This window comes from Paenibacillus sp. FSL R7-0026 (genome assembly GCF_038004485.1).
Classification (GTDB): Bacteria; Bacillota; Bacilli; order Paenibacillales; family Paenibacillaceae; genus Paenibacillus; species Paenibacillus xylanexedens_A.
In genome coordinates, this window is record NZ_JBBORG010000001.1 from 1,258,881 (window position 1) to 1,278,828 (window position 19,948).

Annotated in this window: 19 protein-coding genes; 15 read left to right on the forward strand and 4 right to left on the reverse strand. The window is 47.6% G+C overall.

From position 1 onward, the window contains the following. Nucleotides 1-76: 76 nt before the first annotated feature. The 8 genes from MKY44_RS05550 (at nt 77) to MKY44_RS05585 (ending at nt 8,430) form a co-directional block, all read left to right on the forward strand. Nucleotides 77-1,186: a hypothetical protein gene (locus MKY44_RS05550; protein ID WP_341006348.1), complete on the forward strand. Its 1,110-nt coding sequence runs from the start codon at nt 77-79 to the stop codon at nt 1,184-1,186. 82 nt (nt 1,187-1,268) lie between these two features. Next, on the forward strand, nt 1,269-2,294 hold the full coding sequence (locus tag MKY44_RS05555; protein ID WP_341006349.1) for an alpha/beta hydrolase: 1,026 nt from the start codon (nt 1,269-1,271) through the stop codon (nt 2,292-2,294). A 52-nt stretch (nt 2,295-2,346) separates the two neighbouring features. Then, nucleotides 2,347-2,883, forward strand: a complete 537-nt coding sequence (nikR, locus tag MKY44_RS05560; RefSeq protein WP_341006350.1) for a nickel-responsive transcriptional regulator NikR — start codon at nt 2,347-2,349, stop codon at nt 2,881-2,883. A gap of 286 nt (nt 2,884-3,169) precedes the next feature. Further along, on the forward strand, nt 3,170-4,828 hold the full coding sequence (locus tag MKY44_RS05565) for an ABC transporter substrate-binding protein (protein WP_341006351.1): 1,659 nt from the start codon (nt 3,170-3,172) through the stop codon (nt 4,826-4,828). Between the two features lie 42 nt (nt 4,829-4,870). Next, nucleotides 4,871-5,866 (forward strand): ABC transporter permease, encoded by a 996-nt coding sequence (locus MKY44_RS05570; protein ID WP_341006352.1) that lies wholly within the window; start codon nt 4,871-4,873, stop codon nt 5,864-5,866. After that, nucleotides 5,863-6,870 carry an ABC transporter permease gene (locus MKY44_RS05575; RefSeq protein WP_341006353.1) on the forward strand — a complete coding sequence of 336 codons (1,008 nt, stop codon included), beginning with the start codon at nt 5,863-5,865 and terminating at the stop codon, nt 6,868-6,870. The genes MKY44_RS05570 and MKY44_RS05575 overlap by 4 nt, the downstream gene beginning before the upstream one ends. 2 nt (nt 6,871-6,872) lie before the next feature. Next, a complete protein-coding gene (locus tag MKY44_RS05580; RefSeq protein WP_341006354.1) occupies nt 6,873-7,829 on the forward strand; it encodes an ABC transporter ATP-binding protein in 957 nt (318 codons plus the stop codon). Next, on the forward strand, nt 7,819-8,430 hold the full coding sequence (locus MKY44_RS05585; RefSeq protein WP_341006355.1) for an ABC transporter ATP-binding protein: 612 nt from the start codon (nt 7,819-7,821) through the stop codon (nt 8,428-8,430). The genes MKY44_RS05580 and MKY44_RS05585 overlap by 11 nt, the downstream gene beginning before the upstream one ends. Nucleotides 8,431-8,615: 185 nt before the next feature. Here the strand turns inward: MKY44_RS05585 and MKY44_RS05590 are convergent, their stop codons facing one another. Next, complete coding sequence (locus MKY44_RS05590; protein WP_341006356.1) at nt 8,616-9,809, reverse strand: MalY/PatB family protein; 1,194 nt, start codon at nt 9,807-9,809, stop codon at nt 8,616-8,618. 411 nt (nt 9,810-10,220) lie between these two features. On the opposite strand from MKY44_RS05590, the gene MKY44_RS05595 reads away from it, so the two are divergent. Beyond that, complete coding sequence (locus tag MKY44_RS05595) at nt 10,221-10,910, forward strand: stalk domain-containing protein (protein ID WP_341006357.1); 690 nt, start codon at nt 10,221-10,223, stop codon at nt 10,908-10,910. 130 nt (nt 10,911-11,040) lie between these two features. On the opposite strand, the gene MKY44_RS05600 is transcribed toward MKY44_RS05595, so the two are convergent. After that, on the reverse strand, nt 11,041-13,050 hold the full coding sequence (locus MKY44_RS05600; protein WP_341006358.1) for a S9 family peptidase: 2,010 nt from the start codon (nt 13,048-13,050) through the stop codon (nt 11,041-11,043). Between the two features lie 394 nt (nt 13,051-13,444). On the opposite strand from MKY44_RS05600, the gene MKY44_RS05605 reads away from it, so the two are divergent. The 6 genes from MKY44_RS05605 to MKY44_RS05630 all read left to right on the forward strand — a co-directional run bounded on the left by MKY44_RS05605 (nt 13,445) and on the right by MKY44_RS05630 (nt 17,602). Beyond that, nucleotides 13,445-14,002, forward strand: coding sequence for an STM3941 family protein (locus MKY44_RS05605; RefSeq protein ID WP_338707918.1), 558 nt, complete (start codon nt 13,445-13,447; stop codon nt 14,000-14,002). A gap of 46 nt (nt 14,003-14,048) precedes the next feature. Beyond that, entirely contained in the window at nt 14,049-14,912 is an 864-nt protein-coding gene (locus MKY44_RS05610; protein ID WP_405172940.1) for an aldo/keto reductase, read from the forward strand. 194 nt (nt 14,913-15,106) lie between these two features. Further along, nucleotides 15,107-15,493, forward strand: coding sequence for a GntR family transcriptional regulator (locus tag MKY44_RS05615; protein WP_036606428.1), 387 nt, complete (start codon nt 15,107-15,109; stop codon nt 15,491-15,493). Continuing rightward, nucleotides 15,486-16,184 carry an ABC transporter ATP-binding protein gene (locus tag MKY44_RS05620; protein WP_340389302.1) on the forward strand — a complete coding sequence of 233 codons (699 nt, stop codon included), beginning with the start codon at nt 15,486-15,488 and terminating at the stop codon, nt 16,182-16,184. The genes MKY44_RS05615 and MKY44_RS05620 overlap by 8 nt, the downstream gene beginning before the upstream one ends. Then, nucleotides 16,181-16,921, forward strand: a complete 741-nt coding sequence (locus MKY44_RS05625) for a hypothetical protein (RefSeq protein WP_341006360.1) — start codon at nt 16,181-16,183, stop codon at nt 16,919-16,921. Before MKY44_RS05620 ends, MKY44_RS05625 begins: the two co-directional genes overlap by 4 nt. Nucleotides 16,922-17,101: 180 nt before the next feature. Beyond that, a complete protein-coding gene (locus MKY44_RS05630) occupies nt 17,102-17,602 on the forward strand; it encodes a hypothetical protein (protein WP_036606430.1) in 501 nt (166 codons plus the stop codon). A 127-nt stretch (nt 17,603-17,729) separates the two neighbouring features. Here the strand turns inward: MKY44_RS05630 and MKY44_RS05635 are convergent, their stop codons facing one another. Then, nucleotides 17,730-18,614, reverse strand: coding sequence for a WYL domain-containing protein (locus tag MKY44_RS05635; protein ID WP_341006361.1), 885 nt, complete (start codon nt 18,612-18,614; stop codon nt 17,730-17,732). Then, the gene (locus MKY44_RS05640) at nt 18,562-19,917 is read right to left on the reverse strand and encodes a helix-turn-helix transcriptional regulator (protein ID WP_341006362.1); all 1,356 of its coding nucleotides are present in this window, start codon (nt 19,915-19,917) and stop codon (nt 18,562-18,564) included. Before MKY44_RS05640 ends, MKY44_RS05635 begins: the two co-directional genes overlap by 53 nt. Between the last annotated feature and the right edge of the window lie 31 nt (nt 19,918-19,948).

The window sequence follows — 19,948 nt, forward strand, 5'->3', positions numbered from 1 at the left end:
TTCTCGAATTGGATAGAACAGAGGGTCAGACGGCTTAATATCTTCCAACTATTTTGAAGAAAGGGTGTAGGAATGCATGCAAACAGAAGTATGGAAGGGAACGTTAACTGATCAGGAGGGAACAGTATGTTGTCCTTCTTTCCTATTATTAGGAGCAGGAGGATATGACTTCATAGAACATGACGGCCTATTGGAAGAAAAAAAGGGGCGACAGCATATCGAAGATATAGCTACAGAAGATATAGCTTTAATGGAGACGAGTGACATACTATTACCTTCTCCAATAGCAGGTAGCCATAGTCACATGATGGAACAAAGTAACGTCCTGCGTGGTCAATTGTCATCGTTGGCTCATCTTATTTTCAGATCACGCCTGCTTATAGGGCTTGTGATTCTGTTCAGCGCAGGCACGATTTATTTTGCTTCAACAGCCGAGGCAGCGGGCATAGATCTTGGCGTAACAGCGCAGAAAGCCTGGGATTCCGTTTTGAACAAAGCCGACGCACAAACCAAGTTAACGTTGAAGCAAGCGTACGATAAAGTGGGGAACTGGAAGACACAAGAGCAGGTTTGGGAACAAAAAATAAAGACACTTCATGTCGCCAATACCGCGGAATTGGAGCGATTACGTGTAGAAATAAGACAAACCGATGATGCGAAGGTCGCAGCTCTAGCTGAAAAGGTAAAGCAAACACAAGCCCGATATGAACCGCTATTCGCCCTCTATAGTTCAGTCAATAGACAGTTGGATGCAGCCAAAGCCATCAAAAATAAGGAATGGAGTGCAGCAATCCGCACTCAGGCAGAGACGTTGAGACCCGTTGTGAAGCTTGCCAGAGAAGACATCCGGATCAAGAAAAAGGAACTTGCTGAAGCACGTAAACGGAAGAGCGCTGAAATAAAACGTTTACGAGCTATGCTAGCAGGGGCCGACTCCGCGAAGAAACAGATTCAAACGGCTAAAAAACAGGCAAGTCTGGCAAAAGAACGATATTCCAACGCTCTACAACAGTTCAAACAGAGTACAAAACAAAGCCAAACGTCACGTGTACTCAGCTCATTGAACACATTGGCGTCTGCAGCAGAGAAGTGGGCAGGAACAAAACAAAGTATTCATACACTGGAGCAAAACGTATCCACTACGTATGTGAAAGTCAGACAGGAAATCGCCAAGAGACCCAAATAAGAGGAAACCCGGTCCTCTCCGCAACGTACACAACTTTAGATGTAAAGACGCTTCGATGAGATGATGGAACGAGGTGGAACTATTGCAGACCAAGTTGGAAACGAAACGTACGGGGGCAAAAGGTTTTAAACGTAAACGTTACTGGATTCCCAGCGTAGTACTAATTTTGATCATAGGTTTTATTGGGATTGGTACACAATGGACACCCAAAATAACGGTATTTTTATTAAAATCATTAATTGAAACTACTAATCCAGACACAAATAGCAAGGATACTATGCTCTCGGATGGGATAACTCGTGTTGTGGATGTGCCCTATGCAGACGAAGGGCGTAATGACAGTACACTGGATATCTATTATCCTTCCGTAACATCGGAACCTTTGCCTGTTGTGTTGTGGGTTCATGGTGGTGGATGGGTCTTGGGGGACAAAAAGGATATCGCAGATTATGCCGTTCAATTAGCCAAGCAGGGTTACGTTGTGGTCAGTATGAATTATGCGCTCGCACCGGATACGAAATATCCCATTCCCGTGATCCAGACGAATCAGGCTTTGACTTACGTGAAGAACCATGTCAGTGCGTATCACGGTGACCCGGAAATCATATTTCTCGCAGGCAATTCGGCAGGTGCCCAGATTGCAAGTCAGACTGCGGCAGTGGTGACCAATCCTTCCCTCGCCAAACTGATGAATGTAACACCAGCCGCCCAGCCAGAAGACTTGCGTGGGGTTCTTCTATTCTGTGGTCCATACAATCTAAGCACAGTAGCCAATACAGGTTTTCCACTCATACGGACATTTCTCTGGTCATATACGGGAGTCAAAACATTCGAAGACTATCCACGTCTGCATGAAATGTCGACCGTGCTTCAAGCCACAGCAGCGTACCCGCCTGCATTTATTACCGCAGGCAATGATGACCCGTTGACCAGTCAATCGATTGAGCTGGCACAAGTATTGAAGCGCCTTGATGTTGAGGTGGAAACCTTGTTTTTCTCAAACTCATCAGAGAAGCTGGGACATGATTATCAATTTAATCTTGAGAGTGACGCTGGACAACAGGCGATACATTCGGCAGTACGATTCATGCAACAGTATAGTCGATGAGCAGACAAGTCTGTGGTACACTCGAAGCAAATGAGGGCGCAGGAGGAGAAGTATGGCAGATAAAGAAGATTTGACCCGGTTCGGGGTGGCGTTTCCTACACCTCTGATTGAGCAGTTTGACCAGTATATTGAGGAACAGGGATACAAAAACCGATCCGAGGCTTTCCGTGATCTTGTTCGCAAAACATTACTGCAACCTTCTGCATTACAATCCGACCAGGATGTGGCAGGCACCATTGTGATGGTCTATGATCACCATATCAGTGATCTTCCCATTCGTTTGATGGAGCTGCAGCACGAGGCGCATCATGACATCATTTCCAATATGCACGTGCACCTGAACCATGACCAATGCCTGGAGGTAATTGCCGTACGGGGTAACTTGGGGCGATTGCGTCATCTGCATCAACAGATCCAGGTGCAAAAAGGGGTATTGTATGCGGAGCTCTCCGTGACTTATGTGGATGAACTCAACAAACTGGCTCATGCTCAGAGCAGCGGTCAGGATCACAATCCGAATCAAAGCCTGAATCATAATCACAGTGCGGGTCAGCATGGTCACAGTCATCATCATCGCTCTGCGGAGTAAGACAAATACGGGTGTAATTTCTATGAAAATATAGCAAATCTAAAAAAAACAGACTATTGGTTAGATGCCAACCGTCTGTTTTTTTGTTTGTTATAATACCTGACTTTATAGAGCGCTACAAATGCTCGGTTATACAATTTTTTATTTATTAACTCTGAAATATGAAAAAATATGGATTACGAAGTTAACTTTGTTGACATATGATTTGTATTTTGTGCTACAATTTCTCTAAAAAGTAACACGAAAAAAGTGAGTGCAGCACATATTTAGAGGGGGAACGACCAGAATGGGCAGATTTTCATGGAGATGGGGAAAACGAAAAGGTAGAACAGGATTAGGCATTTTGCTTGTATGTTCCATTGGTTTATCTGGTTGTGCACAGAGCACAGCGCCAACAGCTTCATCAGCAGAGAATGGACAGTCAGTTCCAGCCTTAACCAAAGACGAATTGGTGCTGGCCGTTGGCACCGAGCCGGAAGGCGGGTTTGATCCAACAACCGGATGGGGACAATATGGGTCACCACTTTTCCAGAGTACCTTGCTGAAGCGGGATGCCAAGTTACAACTAGTTAACGATCTGGCTACGGCATACTCAGTTAGTGAAGATGGGCTGACCTGGACGATTACGCTTCGGGACGATGTGAAGTTTTCGGATGGGGAGCCTCTAACGGCTGAGGATGTGAAATTTACATTTGAAACAGCTGCCAAGAGTGGGTCCGTGATTGATTTGACCAATATGGCTGATGTGCAGGCACCCGACGATCAAACGGTTGTATTCACACTGAAGTCGCCGCAGTCCACATTCATCAGTCTGCTGACGACACTTGGCATTGTACCTGAACACGTCTATGGTGCTGATTATGCAGAGCATCCAGTCGGATCAGGACCGTACAAGCTGGTTCAGTGGGACAAGGGACAACAGGCCATCGTTGAGGCTAATGAAGAATATTACGGAAGCAAGTCCGCGTTCCACAAACTCACTTTCCTCTATCTGGATGAAGATGCGGCCTTTGCAGCTGCACAGGCAGGTACGGTGGATATCGCTGCTATTCCGGCAGCGTTTAGCAAGCAACAGGTGAATGGCATGACTTTGGAGGCCGTGAAAACCGTAGATAATCGTGGCATCATGTTCCCCATGCAACCTGCTGGTGCCAAGTCGGGCGATGGTCTTCCCGCAGGGAATGATGTGACATCTGATCTGGCGATTCGCCAAGCGGTGAATGTTGTGATTGATCGTGTGGCTTTGGTTGAGGGTGTACTTGAGGGGTACGGTCGTCCAGCTTATTCCGTCAGTGATGATCTGCCTTGGAGCAATGCAGAAGCTGTATTTACAGATGCCAATCTAGAAGAAGCGAAGCGCATTCTGGCCGCTGGTGGCTGGGCCGATGCGGACGGTGACGGTATTGTCGAGAAAAACGATGTTAAAGCCGAGTTCAATCTGCTTTATTTTGCAGGTGATTTAACAAGACAATCTCTGGCACTGGCTGCTGCGGATATGGTTGCCCAGGCGGGAATCAAAATCAATGTTGAAGGCAAAAGCCGTGAAGAGACGAAAAAGATGGCTTACTCCAACGCTGTATTATTTGGTTGGGGCAGTCATGATCCACTGGAGACGTATAACCTCTATAGCAGTACCCACAAGGGAGAAGGGTATTACAATGTGGGGCTGTACAGTAATCCTGTCGTGGATTCTTGGATGGACAAAGCCCTTCAGGCCACCAGTGAAGAAGAGGCATTACCATTCTGGCAGAAAGCGGAATGGGATGGAACAACAGGTTTCAGTTATCAGGGTGATGCGCCATGGGCATGGCTCGTAAATATAGATCATCTGTATCTGGTTACGAATGGACTGAACATTGGCGAGCAGCAGATCCACCCCCATGGTCACGGCTGGCCGGTGACAACCAATCTGGAGGAATGGTCCTGGGATAACAGTACAAAGTAGGAAACGTACCGGTAGCTTTAGCCTGAATTGGGGAGAGATTGGATGACAGGCAGGAATGGATGGGCGAGATTTGTTGGTTTTAAAATGTTGCGACTTGTATCTCTATTGGTTGGAGTCAGTGTGTTGTCTTTTATATTAATGCAATTCTCTCCTGTTGATCCGATCGAAGCCTACATTGGTGGAGACATGATCAGGGTAAGCGCCGAACAGCGCAGTTTAATCGAAGAACGTTGGGGATTGAATGAATCTCCCATGGAACGATTGCTGACTTGGGGACAAACGCTGATTCAGGGAGATCTGGGAACTTCGATGATCTACAGACAACCTGTAGCGGATATTATCCAGGAACGATTCATGAATTCTGTCGCACTTATGGCTGTAGCTTGGATATTATCCGGTATCATTGGTTTCACTCTTGGTGTAGTTGCTGCCATGAGACGGAATTCGAAGCTGGATCGCCTGATCTGTTGGTATTGTTATACGCTGGCCTCCACGCCGGTATTCTGGATTGCGCTGTTGCTGCTGATGGTATTTGGGGTGTGGCTCGGATGGCTTCCAGTTGGTCTTGGAGTACCCGCAGGGCTGTCAGCTGATCAGGTCACATGGGGAGATCGGGCTATTCATATGATTCTGCCAGCGTTGACCCTCAGTTTGACTGGGGTAGCTTCTATTGCTTTGCATACCCGGCAGAAGCTCACGGATGTGCTCGAGTCAGATTATATTCTGTTTGCGAGAGCGCGGGGTGAGCGTGGATTTCAGCTGTTCCGTCGACACGGGTTCAGACATGTTGTTTTGCCAGCCATAACACTACAATTTGCTTCGTTCAGTGAACTATTTGGTGGGGCCGTACTTGCAGAACAGGTATTTTCATACCCCGGCCTTGGTCAGGCAACGGTTCAGGCGGGGTTACGTGGTGATGTTCCACTGCTGCTTGGACTTGTGATGTGCAGTGCAATCTTTGTTTTTACAGGTAATATGGTTGCTGACATTCTGTATCGCTTGATTGATCCACGGATGAAGGAGGAGCTGATGTCATGAAGCAGACGGTAGAACGCTCCTCCGAGCAGACGGCAGAAACAGCCGAAGTACAGAAAGTGAAAACTGCGAGTCAAGAGGTACGGTACAACATTATTACCGGGTCTCTACAAGCTGAGACTGGAAAAGGAACAGGAACAACACGCCAAACGAGAAAAGATTATACGGCTGCCAGAGACCAAAATTTCCGCAACCCTCGCCAAAGAGCGGTGATCTGGGGAAGCCTCGCGGTGATCTGGATTGCCGTTGTGTGGTTGACGGGCAGGCTGCTTCCGGCTGGTTCTACGCTGACTTCATTAATGGATCGGAATTTGGCTCCAACTTGGGCCCATCCATTTGGCACAGACTGGCTTGGAAGAGATATGTTCATGCGTACGTTAAAAGGATTGGCAACCAGCATTCAAGTGGGATTGCTTGCTGCATGTGGTGGTGGAATGATCGCAATGTTATTGGGTTTGGCAGCCGCTTCAAGCAAGACTGCTGATCGGGTGATCTCATGGATTATCGACCTGTTCCTGAGTGTACCTCATCTGGTATCACTGGTTATGCTGGCCTTTGTATTTGGTGGAGGTTTGGCAGGAGTCGCGGCAGCGATTGCGCTGACTCACTGGCCGAATCTGGCCCGGATTGTACGAGCGGAGATGATTCAACTGAAATCCGCAGAATACATTCAGATTTCACACAAGTTGGGTCAATCACGGTTACAGATTGCGGTGCAGCATATGCTGCCACATCTGGTTCCACAACTGTTCGTGGGCGTATTGCTAATCTTTCCCCATGCGATTCTGCATGAGGCGGCCATTACGTTTCTGGGGCTGGGGTTGTCCCCGCAACAACCGGCAATCGGAATTATTTTGTCAGAGTCGATGAGATATTTATCTGCTGGCATGTGGTGGCTCGCCTTTTTCCCCGGACTGGCATTGTTGCTGGTTGTTCGTGCGTTTGATGTATTGGGCAACAGTCTGAAGACATTGACGGGTACAGGTAGTTCAAGGGAGGTGAGGTAAATATGGCTCTTCTTGATATTGAGGGAGTGTCGGTGTCATTTCGGCGCGCTCGTGGTTGGTTTGGGCACGAACAGACTTACGTCATTCAGAATCTGGATCTTTCCATAAACGAGGGCGAGATTGTGGCTGTTGTAGGCGCAAGTGGATCGGGCAAAAGTGTGCTGGCGCAGGCCATTATGGGTATTCTACCTACCAATGCCAGGTTGGAGGGGCGTATTAGCTATAATAGCGAGCCTTTAACCCCAGAGCGGCAGCTTCATCTGCGTGGAGACGAACTGGTGCTGATTCCGCAATCCGTCAGTTATTTGGACCCCCTGATGAAGGTGGGAAGGCAAGTTCAGCCGGTAACCCGAAATCCGGGACGGAAGCACGGCTTCATAACTCGATCCCATACGAAAAAGACGGAGCAGGAGCTGACGGAGCGATATCATCTTCCTCAAGGAACAGCCGGAAAGTACCCGTTTGAGTTGTCCGGAGGTATGGCAAGGCGGGTGTTGATGGCGACAGCGACCTCAGGCCAGCCGAAGCTGATCATTGCAGATGAGCCGACACCAGGCATCCATCCGGAAGTGTTGGCCGAGACGATGAGGCAATTTCGCGAGCTCGCGAATGAAGGCGTAGGCATCCTGTGGATTACGCATGATGTTACGACAGCCCTGACGGCAGCTGATCGCATCGCTGTATTTTATGCGGGGACCAATGTAGAGACGGCGCAGGTAGATGATTTTACGGGAACTGGAGAACGTCTGCGTCATCCATATACAAAAGCGCTCTGGAATGCGTTGCCGCAGAATGGATTTCAGTCACTCCCAGGCTCCCAGCCGTTGGCAGGTCAAGAGATCACGACAGGCTGTTCATTTGCTCCCCGATGTAATACAGCAACTGCTGTATGTATCGGTGAACGTCCAGAGCTTCGTAAGGTACGGGGCGGAGAAGTGAGGTGTTTCCATGTCACTTGAAGCACGAGATGTGAGTTACCGTTACGATCAAAAGTCGTGGGTGTTCCAGCAGATGAACTTGCAGGTGCAACAGGGAGAAGTGGTTGGCTTGTGGGGACCAAGTGGCTGTGGAAAAACAAGCCTTGGACGCATCCTTGCAGGATATGCCGAACCTGTGGCAGGACAAGTACTTCTGGATGGGAAACCACTCCCGCGTACAGGAGTATGTCCGGTTCAGCTGGTATTCCAGCATCCGGAGAAAGCTGTGAATCCACGCTGGCGAATGCGCCGCGTGTTGCAGGAGGCGTCTGTGCAGGATGAACAGTTGCTCGAAGCATTGGGTATTCAGCAGACCTGGCTGGACCGCAGACCGGGTGAATTGTCCGGTGGAGAACTGCAACGTTTCTGTGTGGCGCGAGCACTCGGTACGGCGACACGTTATGTGATCGCAGATGAGATGACAACGATGCTGGATGCCATCACTCAGGCACAGATCTGGCATACCGTGATGGAAGTGGCTCGCCAGCGTAATCTGGGATTACTGATCATAAGCCATGATCGGGATTTGCTGAACAGGTTGTGCGACAGAATTACACCGATGCCGATATCGATGTCACTGTAATTTTAATTATGGTCGAATAAATAAAATGATCAAATACAAAAGGGGTGCCCCTTGTGAAGTCATTGACCATGAATGTGAATCATGGACTTGACTACGGGGCCCCCCTTTTGCTATTTTGACAAATATTCACCATTTAACGAACAGTACACGTTTAGTTCGCAACGTACATAGATGTAACTGACAGCTTATTTGCCCGACACATTGCTTAACAACACAGATAACCTGCGCATTGCCTTTTCAACCGTGGAACGTGGACAGGCTACATTAATACGCATGAACCCTGTGCCCTCTGTTCCAAAGAAGCTCCCGTCATTGAAAGCAAGCCCTGCTTCATGAAGCAGCATATTGCATAGTTGTGCATGTGGGATATTCAGCTCCCGGAAATCCATCCATAACAGATAGGTCGCTTCGGGCAGATGCATTTTAATCTGAGGCATATGTTCCGCAACATATTGCTGTACATACGCCATATTTCCACGGATATAGGCAAGGCACTCATCCAGCCATTCCTCGGCATCATTGTAAGCAGCTTCGGTTGCAACAGCCCCCAGTGTGCTGATATTGGCAAGTCCCATCGTTTTTACACCCTGAGCGAACGATTCCCGCAACTTGGCATTGGGGATGATGATGTTGGATGTGCAGAGGCCAGGAATGTTGAACGTTTTGCTTGGAGCCGTACAGATGATACTTAGATCAGAGACGGCGTCCGAGATCAGGGTCAGTGGTGTATGAGTTCCACGCTGATGAACAAGGTCGGCATGGATTTCATCTGAAACCATCAGTACGTTGTATTGCAGACACAGTGACGTAAGCCCTTCAAGCTCCTCACGAGTCCATACCCGTCCAACCGGGTTATGAGGACTGCACAGAATCAACATTTTGACCCGACCGGTCTGCAAGCTGGATTCAAGTTGTTCCAGATCCATCGTGTAATGACCGTTATTCTCGACCAAAGGATTGGTGATCAGTTCACGGCCTTGACCACGTACTACTTCATAGAAGGGAGCATACACCGGGGTTTGGATGACCACTGCATCTCCCGGCCCCGTGAATCGTTGTACAGCAATGCTGAGTGCGGGCACGATACCTGGAGTGAATACAATCCAGTCATCGTTAATTTTCCAGTTGTGGCGCCGTTCCATCCAGCCTGCAACAGCTGCATGATACGCTTCAGTCCGCACTGTATAACCAAAAATCCCGTGCTCCATCCGTGTTTGCAGGGCCTGAATGACGGATGGTGGAGCAGCAAAGTCCATATCGGCCACCCACATCGGAAGCGCATCAGCAGCACCGAAGATATCCTCAAGCGCATCCCATTTTTCTGATCCGGTAGAGATCCGGTTAATAGGCTGGTCAAATGTACTGTTATTGTTATTCATCGTATTTAATCCCCCTTGAGTTCCGTTCCTTCGACCACAAATCGACAAATAATTATCTAATACATTGGTTAATTTCGCAACTGTTGTGCATGTATGATTAGCTTCATATGTATGGTCCGGAATTCAGGACTTTATTCATATAAGAACAACTTAACGAGCGAGAGTACAGCGGGAATACGACAAAGACTATTTTTGTACGTCCTTGGTCCTGTTTTGTCCATTTATCGTTTACAACCTCTTGTCAGATGCTATTATATTGCTAACATTTGTTGGAACAACGGGCTGTTATCCGAATAAGCTCGTACCCATACATGATGAGCATAACTACATGAGTCTTTCGCGTACATCGAGCAATCGTCTTGAATCGTATTATGCATAAGGCTGACATTTGAACTCAGGAGGCGTTTAGGGATGAAAAGCAAAAAGTGGTTGATTGCTGCGGGTGTGTTTGGCATGGTGTTAACCGGATCGGCAGGTGTATATGCAGGTACACAACTGGAGACAATCAAAGCTTATCTGAACCATGGGCTCGCCATCGAAGTGAACGGACAGAAATTTACACCGACAGGTGACCAGGGCAAAAAGCTTGCGCCAATTACATATCAAGGCAGTACATATCTCCCTGTTCGTTCGATTGCAGATGCGTTGAAGACCGAAGTGAAGTATGATTCCCAAAACAATAAAGTAAGCATCGGCTCTTCAAGCTCTTCTGGTGGGTCAACATCCACAGGCAACGGCGGATCGACATCGCCCTCAACAGGTACAAACACACAGGCGGCAGGAGTGAAGTCTAAGTATCTTCCGGCTGATTTCCCATTACCTAAGGATGCGAAGGCAACAAGTCTTATTGAGAACATAATGGATGGTAACAAAAAAGTAGTGCTCACGTACACAACCAAAGAAACGTTGCTAACCGTTGGAACATCCTACAAAGACTATTACCAGACCAAAAACTTGAGCCAGAACACTCAGGATATACAGGCAGACAGCTTCAACATCGTGGGTCGTGAAGATGGCAAATATGCCGTAACCATCACAGGTTCGGTGTCTGCAACCAACAAGGATCTGAATGAAATCACCGTAGTGTGGGGCGAAGAGTAATCCTTCCTTCTATAAAAGGTGAACAGCAAAAGCCGCCCGTTGAAATCATAACAGATTTCATTGGACGGCTTTTAGGGTTGAATCCATATCTGGTTCTATACTCTGAATTAATAGTCTAAATATTAGTCCGTTACAGGTACTCGTTAAACCATCCGGCAATATGCTCCAAACGGCGTACCCTCAGATGAGGATGACCTCCACGGGACAACTCGTGGTTTGCCCCTGGGAAACGAACGAGTCTTGTGGTCTGCTTGCGTCTTTTCAGCGCAATGAATAATTGCTCGGCCTGTTCAATTGGACACCGCAGATCCTGTTCGCCATGCAAAATGAGCAGCGGAGTACTGACGTTGCCAACATAAGCGAGCGGGGAATGTTTCCACAGCTTTTCCGTGTCCTCCCACGCGTTACCGCCAATCTGGTCTTCCGTGAAGAAATATCCAATGTCACTTACGCCGTAGAACGATAGCCAGTTGGAGATGGAACGCTGGGTAACAGCGGCCTTAAAGCGATCGGTGTGTCCAACAATCCAGTTGGTCATGAAGCCACCATAACTCCCCCCGGTTACGCCCAATCTAGATTCATCGATAAACGCATATTGGGACAGGGCATAGTCCACACTCTCCATGAGATCGCGATAATCGCCACCGCCATAATCTCCGCGACAGGCGTCTACAAACTGCTGCCCGTATCCGAGGCCACCGCGTGGATTGATATACACAACAGCGTAGCCTTGTGCGGCGAGAATCTGGAACTCGTGCATAAATGTAAAACCATACATCATGTGCGGGCCGCCATGAATCTCCAGAATGGTCGGGATTTTGACCCCGTCGACCATGCCATGAGGTTTCATGATCCATCCTTGCAGCCGCAGGCCATCTGAGGAATTAAACCAGAAGGTTTCCGGTGTACTAAGGTGGATCTCATCCTCAAGCAGTGGATTGCTGCGGGTGAGTTGAATCGGTTCTACCCCGGGATCTTCCGGTTGTTCATACATATAGAGATCACCAGGATTTTGTGTATCGGCAACAGCGGCAACGATCTGCCCGTTTTCCAACTCGGCAAATTGATAAATCTCCCGTTCGTCAGGCAATATATAGTCGGCACTTCTGCCGTCTCGTGCGAATTTGGCGATGCGTACACTACCATGAATGGTCGCTAGACAGAGGATGGATGAACCATCCCTGCTGAATACAGGCCCCGTAGTTGTCAGATGTGATCGCATGTCGCCAACAATGCTGTGATTCAACTGTACGTCCCAATCCGTGCTCAGACATACGAGTTCACCACCTGATACTGGAAGGGTGTACAGCTTCACAAGTGTGGCATTTCCATAGGAACGGTCACTGGCGAGCAGTGCAATGGATTGTCCATCCGGTGCAAAGGCCAGTCGGCTGAACGTATATCCTTCCGGGGTCAACTGCTGCACATCCGATCCGTCTGTTTTGGCAAGGTACACATGATTGGTCAGGGTGTAATCGTTATGGTTCTCGCCTTCTTGGGGCATCTGTGCGATCCAAGCGATGGATGTTCCGTCCGGGGACCAAGCGTAATCTCCAACGTCATAATGACCTGTAGTTACAGGAATTGCTTCCGCATCGATCGGTGCGAGAGCGAAGAGGTGGGAACGTCGACCGTTCCATAATCCACTGGCATCTGATTTCATGCGAATCCGGTCTACAACATGTTCTTGCAGCAGTTTGGGTTTATCGTCTACAGGATCTGTATGTTCTGATTCTTCATCTCCGCTCATATCCACGGATGATTTCACAAGCAAAGTATGACCATCCGGTGACCAGAGCAGGGAACTGACACCATGTTTCAGGTGACTGATTTGCCGTGCTTCTCCGCCATCTGTTGCGATGATCCACACTTGGGATTTCCCATCAACCTCTCTTAAAAAGGCAAGCTGAGACCCATCGGGCGACCAGGCAGGGGAAAGATCCTTCTCACCAGAGGTAAAGGGCCTGTCCTTTTGACTTCCCAGATGCAGCAGTCTCAGGTGAGAACAATAACCGTCACGTGCTTCATTCGTTTTCCGGCTTACATATACAAGTTGTCCGCTATTAGGGGACGGAGTTGGATCATTAACCCATGTAATTTGATAAAGATCTTCCGATGTTATGCCGCGCTGACTCATCATTGTTTGTCCTCCCACCATGAATTAGAATTGGTTAATTTCCTAACCTTTCCATTTATATTAACGGAAAGCAAGGGACAGGACAATATGACTAAGGATGGGAGGGGAGACTTTTATAACAGCGATCGGAAGGTTGTTCTGTCATCGGAGTGGTCAGTGCAAACATTCTTTGTTCAATTCATATAGGTGTGTTAAAAGGATTTCCTCGAAGGATGACGAATCCTAATGTTGAATAAGCGCAGAAATGACGAAAAATGGTCTTAATTCAATGTTTAACATTGGTTAATTTGGTTTAATGTACAATGCAATTCCTGTTCTACACTCAGGTAATTGGTTCATAGCCATTCGTTTATATAGAACTCGTATGATTCAGTCACAATGGAGGAGGAACGTCACGTTGAGCACATCCTATGAGCAGCATGTGGAATATCCAAACCGGAAACGAATGGCGTGGCTCACGGCAGGGGCAGCACTTTTTGTGGCAGCCGGATTTTTTTTAATTTTTGATCGTTCTTCAGTTACGAATGATTCCATCCTTTCGGATGTGATTGGACTTCTATCCATTTTGTTTTTCGGGCTATGTTTCTGTTACAGTCTGGTAAAGATGATTAAGAAGGAACCTTCTTTTGTAATCGATGAGGATGGGTTTGTGGATGCATCTTCTTATACCGCAGGAGGAGCAGTGGCCTGGAAAGACGTTGAGAATATTTTTATGTATGAATTGATGGGACAGAAAATGATCGGGGTCAAATTGCGGGACGAGAAAGCCTTTCTGGATCGCCAGAACGGGATGAAACGCAAATTGATGACGGTCAACAGCAATATGGTCGATGCGACCATCAGCGTTGCCCAAAGTAGCCTCACAGTGCCACTGGATCAATTGTATATCATGATGATGAGCCACTGGAGACATGTGAGTGATAACATGATTTATGATTCGTATAATCGTCGTTAGAGAGGTCAGAATGTCCATAAGTCTTCAGAATGGAGGAATATAGATGATGCATGGTAATCAAACACGCACGATTCTACTTCCGGATGGAACTGCCCTGCCTGCGATAGGACAAGGCACATGGAACATGGGAGAGAAGCAATCCAGTCAGCAAGAAGAAGTGCGTGCACTGCGTTCCGGTATTGAACAGGGAATGACCGTGATTGATACGGCGGAGATGTATGCAGAAGGTGGGGCAGAGGTTGTTACGGGAAAGGCCATCTCGGGCCATCGTGATGAAGTTTTTCTCGTATCCAAAGTATATCCCCATCATGCGGATCGCAAGCAGATGATTACGGCCTGTGAACGTAGTCTTAAGCGTTTAGGAACAGATCGCCTGGATCTGTATCTGCTTCACTGGCGCGGAGGAGTACCACTCGAAGAGACGGTTGAGGCATTGGAACAATTGAAGCAATCCGGTAAAATCCTTCGCTGGGGTGTATCGAATCTGGATACAAGGGATATGCAGGAGTTATGGAGTCTGCCGGAGGGGTCTCAGTGCATGGTGAATCAGGTGCTCTACCATGCAGCTTCACGTGGTATTGAACATGATCTGCTTCCCTGGATGCGGGAACGTAGCGTTCCTGTAATGGCGTATTGTCCACTGGCACAGGGTGGCAGACTTCGCAGTGAATTGTTGGAGCATCCGGTCATTCAGGAGATTGCACAGAGTCGAGGAGTTACGACTTCGCAGATCGCATTAGCCTGGGTGATCAGAGACGGAGACATACTGGCGATTCCCAAGGCGGTACAGCTGAATCATGTGGCAGACAATGCAGCAGCAGTGAACATCGTTTTGACACCAGAGGAACTGACACGGTTGAATGAGGCATTCCCTGCGCCTACAGGCAAGGTACCTTTAGATATCGTGTGAAATAGATAACAATACGATTAATAAAGTTATACAGAGCAGATCTTCACGATCTGCTCTTTTTTTGTATGGATATCGATAGCAGAAGCTTGCCCTTCAATTGAGCGAATATATATTTTAACAAATGGGCTTTACAACACTATTTCACTAGTGTACTATGTAACTAATACACCAGTACAGAGGGGAGCGAGAGCTTTGTGACTATAGAATTTGATAACAATTTACCAATCTATCTGCAGATCATGCAGTACATCAAGAGACAGATTGTAACCGGGACACTTCAGGCAGGTGACAAAATTCCTTCGGTTCGTGAACTGGCGGCTGAACTACAGATCAATCCAAATACAGTACAACGGACATTTCAGGAGCTTGAGCGGGAAGAAGTGGTCGAAACCAAACGGGGCTTGGGCAGATATGTGACCAGTGAGGAGCGGAAGATTATGACGATCAAAAAAGAGATGGCCGGTGAATTGCTGGAACGCTTTCTGACCGGAATGCAGGAACTGGGGATCGAAGAGCAGGATATCTTATCCATCGTAGCCGATGCCGTTGCGGAAGGAAAGGGAGGAACAACGCATGAGTAACATCCTTGAACTGAACCAGATCAATAAGACATATGGCAATAAGAAAGCGCTCAGTAATATTACATTGGATATTGCTCCAGGACGAATCGTAGGTCTGCTGGGTAGCAACGGTAGTGGAAAAAGTACGCTCATGAAGCTGGTTGCAGGTTTGTTGCATCCGAGTAGCGGAACGATTCAAGTTACAGGTAAGCCTGTTGGGCTGGAGACGAAGGCGTTGGTTTCATTTATGCCGGATCGTCCATTAACCGAAAAGTGGATGAGAGTGCGGGATGCGATTGCGTATTATCGCGATTTCTATGCTGATTTTGATGAGGAGAAGGCGCGGGAGATGCTGGACTTCATGAACCTTGTCGAGAGTGACCGGGTACGGCATCTCTCGAAAGGTATGAATGAACGACTACAACTAACACTGGCACTTTCTCGTAAGGCTCGTCTGTATTTGCTGGATGAACCGATTGGCGGAGTAGATCCGGTTGCGCGAGGCAAGATTCTGGATGCGATCGTCAAATTCTATGATGAAGAGAGTAGTCTGATCATCTCCACGCATCTTGTGAATGATATCGAACGGATTTTTGATGAAGTTGTCTTTATTCGCGAGGGTGAGTTGGTGATGCGAGAAGAAGTGGAAACGCTCCGTCTGAAATATGGGAAAAGTGTGGATGAGATGTTCAAGGAGGTCTATGCGGAATGATGACATTATTGAAATATGACTTTAGAAGGAACTGGAATACACTGTTGGCGGGGCTAGTTATTTTGATTATCGCGCAAGTGGGACTTTCCCTTTTCGTGTCTGAGGTCACAGGGATTGTGCTTGGCATTATGGGATATGTTGGAGTAGGTGTGGCTATTTATGTGAAAATGATCAAAACATACACGTCCAATATCCGATCATATAATCGCCGCCTTTTACCCGTAACGGGCCTGTCACATGTGTTGTCTCCCTTGATCTTTGGAGCCCTTTGCGGGTTGGGGTTAGTCATTATATTCGCGACTCATGCCTACATCTATATCTCAATGAAGCTACGAATGAACATGGCAACCAATATTGATCTTTCGGGTCTGCATGTTTCGGATTATATTAGTTTGTTGCTGTTTAGCGCATGGGTTATGGTATTCATGACCGTCATTATCTTCCTTTCGATCTCGATTGCAGGCAGCTTCCGTTGGAGAACTGGGCCATGGATTGGAATCGTTGCATTCTTTGTCATCGTTAATCTGCTCGGCTGGTTGGAAAATATCATTACGACAGGACGTTTTAGTCCAAATGAAATGTTCCGGTACACGGAAGAAAGTACAGGGATCTCGATCACAGCCAATGGCGTATTATGGTCGGACGGCATGTGGGGAAGCATTGTTTTTGAAGTCATTGTGGCGGTCATCTTGGTGTGGGCTACCATTTACCTGAACAACAAAAAAGTTGAGGTTTGATGATAGGATAACTTGAACGTGATGCGAGCAACCAGGGTTGCTCGTTTTTTTACATCCAGTAATAATCCACTTTTTGAATCCATTACCATTAATTATACGTATATATAAATATATTGTGTGCTTGATGCGAGATTAGTTTAAAGAGAACGAAAGGATATGTAAGCGAAAGGAGGAAACGTTATGGAACTATACTTCAGGGATAACTTTTTTAACGCAGGTTACACCGAGATTATGAATCCGAACCAGGAACAGGCAGGTCATCTGGATTTGAAAAGTGTCTTTGGTTCTTCGCTCGATGTATCGGATAACTCGGGATTAGTCTGTAGCGGCAAATTTCGCATGTTAACGAATCGTTGGGATATCACTGCAGCAGATGGGAGACATCTGGGTGTGTTGCGGGCCAGGTTCAGTTTCTTTAGCAAAAAGTATGAATATGACGCAGGATCACGCGGTACGTATGATGTGTCTGCCCCAGCATTTTCGCAGGAATATGATATAAGTGGCAGTGGTGGCCGCATCGTGGCCAGTTTCCGTCGTACCAGCGGCTGGTTTAGTTCAGGGGCATTTGTATTAGATAATCAGTCGGAACAACTGGACACGTATGAATTAATTGCAGTGGTCATGGGCGTGCACGCGATTAACAAAAGAAGGAACTCGGCTGCCAGCAGTGGTGGAACCTAGTTTAGGCGCATGTATAGCAAAAAGGTTTGGATGAGATCATCCAGACCTTTTTTTTCGTATATGGATATGGATATGGATATGGATTTGGCTTTTGAGCAATAGTTATGGTTAACCCACTCTTACAAAATCATTGACCATCGGCTTTCGCAAGAGAATCCTCCTCACGTTGGCGGTGCTGAACTTCATTGGAGTGTTTGGGATGCATATCAGGATCTGTCTCTGCATAACGGGCCAATGCCTTGGCAGCTGTCTCGGACATCCGTTCCCGCAGCATCGTGTGGTCAGCGATTCGAATCCGTTTGCCGAGAAAACGCATTTTGGATAAGACGTAATCCATCTCATTACGTGGAATGGTCAGCTCAATCCGATATGTCTGCTCGGCTTCCAGGTACTCCACCTGTTTCTCGAAGCAGGAGAAGGCATAGAGGATTCGGGATAACTCCTGATTAAACTCAGGCAGAACCTCGATGGTGATGGTCGTTTTACGCTTCTCCGTTATCGCAGCAATTCGGGCAGTGTAACCCGAAGCGGTATCCAGTTCAACCGGTTGGGCTTCCACGGTAACGATGCTGTGCAGCTTGGTTGACATGAGTTTGTCGAAGCGAGGCGCATACCAGAGCACGTACCATTCTTTTTTGACCATGGAATACTCCAGTTTATACGGGAAGCCGAATTCATCCTGGCTTGTGCGTCCATTGCGGACGCGACCCGTCATGCGAAATCCCTGATGATGCAAAATGATTAGCCGTAACTGTCGAAGTAGTGGGTGAGAGACATTGTTTTCTTCGCTTTTGGCTTTTTCAGTCAGGTAATCTTGAAGGTTCAGGTCCTGCTCACTATTCAACATATTGTACATTTTATCTAATGTTACAGGGCTCAGCGCTTCTCTCGCAGTAGGGTGATTCAGCATCATACGAAGCCAGGCCCGTTCCTGTGAGGTCCAGGTGAACAGTCCGGTTTCATTCAGTCGGGTCATCATCTGGTAATTGAACATCTTCTCGAACAGGTTCATAATACTCCGCAATCTCCTTCCATTCCTTGATCATCTCCTGGCGTAGTCTCTGGGGTGCGATGATTTCGCAGCTTGAGCCAAAACTCCGTAACCACGGTTTGATCTCGGTGGTACCGTTGACCTGGATTTCGTAGAGAAAGGTATGGTCCGTTTCGGGTATGATCTTGCCCCATTGACCTTGCAGACGAACTCGATCCAGAATGAAGTTGCGCTGACCACGCTCCGGGTGGAAAAATCGCGCTTGAACCGTCACGGTATTCCCCGTATCTACAAGCCAACTGTACCGACTGATGTCAGTCCATTGCTGCTTCAACTCGAGCATGTATTCCTCTTCGACTGTATCCTGTTCCTCCAGTTGGGTTATGCCTTCCATGCGGAATTTCACAAAGCCACGGCGGCCCTGATATCCAATTACATACCAACGACCATACTGATGGTCATAGATCACTTCAAGGGGCACGATCCGGTTGGATCGACCATCTGCTTCCCGTTCAAAACGTGGATTCGTATTCTGTGAACTGTAGCTGGATGGTTTTTTCGGTGAATAGTATAGGAACTGCACACGTTTGCGCTGACGAATCGCACCAAGCAGCGTGTAGAGATGAGCTTCGTCCAGGATACGAGAATAATAGTGATACTTATAGATATAGGGTTCGGTCGCTTCTTCTTGCGGAAAACTTGCCGTAATGGCTTTCTTCAGACTGTCCCGCAATAAGTACCCCTGTACGGAAGGAACTTGGGTATTCGCCATCATATCCACAAAATCATACAACTCCAGCTGTTCCTCCACGGTTAATTCGGTAAGGACATCTTGTTGTAGAGCATATCGATATGGCCTGCCACCGGGCTCTTTTCGAATAACCCCAACCTCTTCCAAATACTTCAGATCGGAGCGAATGGTTTTCTCGTCAGGTAACGCCAGATCTTCCGGCAGTTCAGCACAGCAGGTGTCCAGCAGTTCCATCGCGGTTAAGGCTTCATCTTGTAAGGTATGCAAAAGGACAGAAAGTCGCTGAACTTCAGTCTCTTTCATCGACTTGGCGCGGAAGAGGAAGAGCAGCATTGGCTCTGCCGACTCCCCGTATTGGAAGCGAACGAGATCGGCCATTTCCCGGCTTGCTTCGGCACCTGAGCGCTGGTCAGCGACGGTCTGCATGATTTCTTTTAATCTGCGATTGGTTTTATCAAAGGTATGTACGGATATGCCAAGCCGCTCGGCATATTGTTTGCGGTTATACGCACCGCTTGTTAGGGATAACATGCGTAAGAACTGAATTTCTTTGTCAAAACTCTCTCTTGCCATGAACATTCACTCCTTGTTATCCCTTCATTGT

Bases quoted from the DNA above. Each gene is read 5' to 3' on its own strand.
- MKY44_RS05565 (WP_341006351.1), top strand. From the start codon at position 3,170: ATGGGCAGATTTTCATGGAGATGGGGAAAACGAAAAGGTAGAACAGGA.
- MKY44_RS05590 (WP_341006356.1), bottom strand. From the start codon at position 9,809: ATGAATAACAATAACAGTACATTTGACCAGCCTATTAACCGGATCTCT.
- MKY44_RS05620 (WP_340389302.1), top strand. From the start codon at position 15,486: ATGAGTAACATCCTTGAACTGAACCAGATCAATAAGACATATGGCAAT.
- nikR (WP_341006350.1), top strand. From the start codon at position 2,347: ATGGCAGATAAAGAAGATTTGACCCGGTTCGGGGTGGCGTTTCCTACA.
- MKY44_RS05570 (WP_341006352.1), top strand. From the start codon at position 4,871: ATGACAGGCAGGAATGGATGGGCGAGATTTGTTGGTTTTAAAATGTTG.
- MKY44_RS05600 (WP_341006358.1), bottom strand. From the start codon at position 13,050: ATGATGAGTCAGCGCGGCATAACATCGGAAGATCTTTATCAAATTACA.
- MKY44_RS05610 (WP_405172940.1), top strand. From the start codon at position 14,049: ATGCATGGTAATCAAACACGCACGATTCTACTTCCGGATGGAACTGCC.
- MKY44_RS05550 (WP_341006348.1), top strand. From the start codon at position 77: ATGCAAACAGAAGTATGGAAGGGAACGTTAACTGATCAGGAGGGAACA.
- MKY44_RS05575 (WP_341006353.1), top strand. From the start codon at position 5,863: ATGAAGCAGACGGTAGAACGCTCCTCCGAGCAGACGGCAGAAACAGCC.
- MKY44_RS05580 (WP_341006354.1), top strand. From the start codon at position 6,873: ATGGCTCTTCTTGATATTGAGGGAGTGTCGGTGTCATTTCGGCGCGCT.
- MKY44_RS05640 (WP_341006362.1), bottom strand. From the start codon at position 19,917: ATGGCAAGAGAGAGTTTTGACAAAGAAATTCAGTTCTTACGCATGTTA.
- MKY44_RS05595 (WP_341006357.1), top strand. From the start codon at position 10,221: ATGAAAAGCAAAAAGTGGTTGATTGCTGCGGGTGTGTTTGGCATGGTG.
- MKY44_RS05630 (WP_036606430.1), top strand. From the start codon at position 17,102: ATGGAACTATACTTCAGGGATAACTTTTTTAACGCAGGTTACACCGAG.
- MKY44_RS05625 (WP_341006360.1), top strand. From the start codon at position 16,181: ATGATGACATTATTGAAATATGACTTTAGAAGGAACTGGAATACACTG.
- MKY44_RS05635 (WP_341006361.1), bottom strand. From the start codon at position 18,614: ATGAACCTGTTCGAGAAGATGTTCAATTACCAGATGATGACCCGACTG.
- MKY44_RS05585 (WP_341006355.1), top strand. From the start codon at position 7,819: ATGTCACTTGAAGCACGAGATGTGAGTTACCGTTACGATCAAAAGTCG.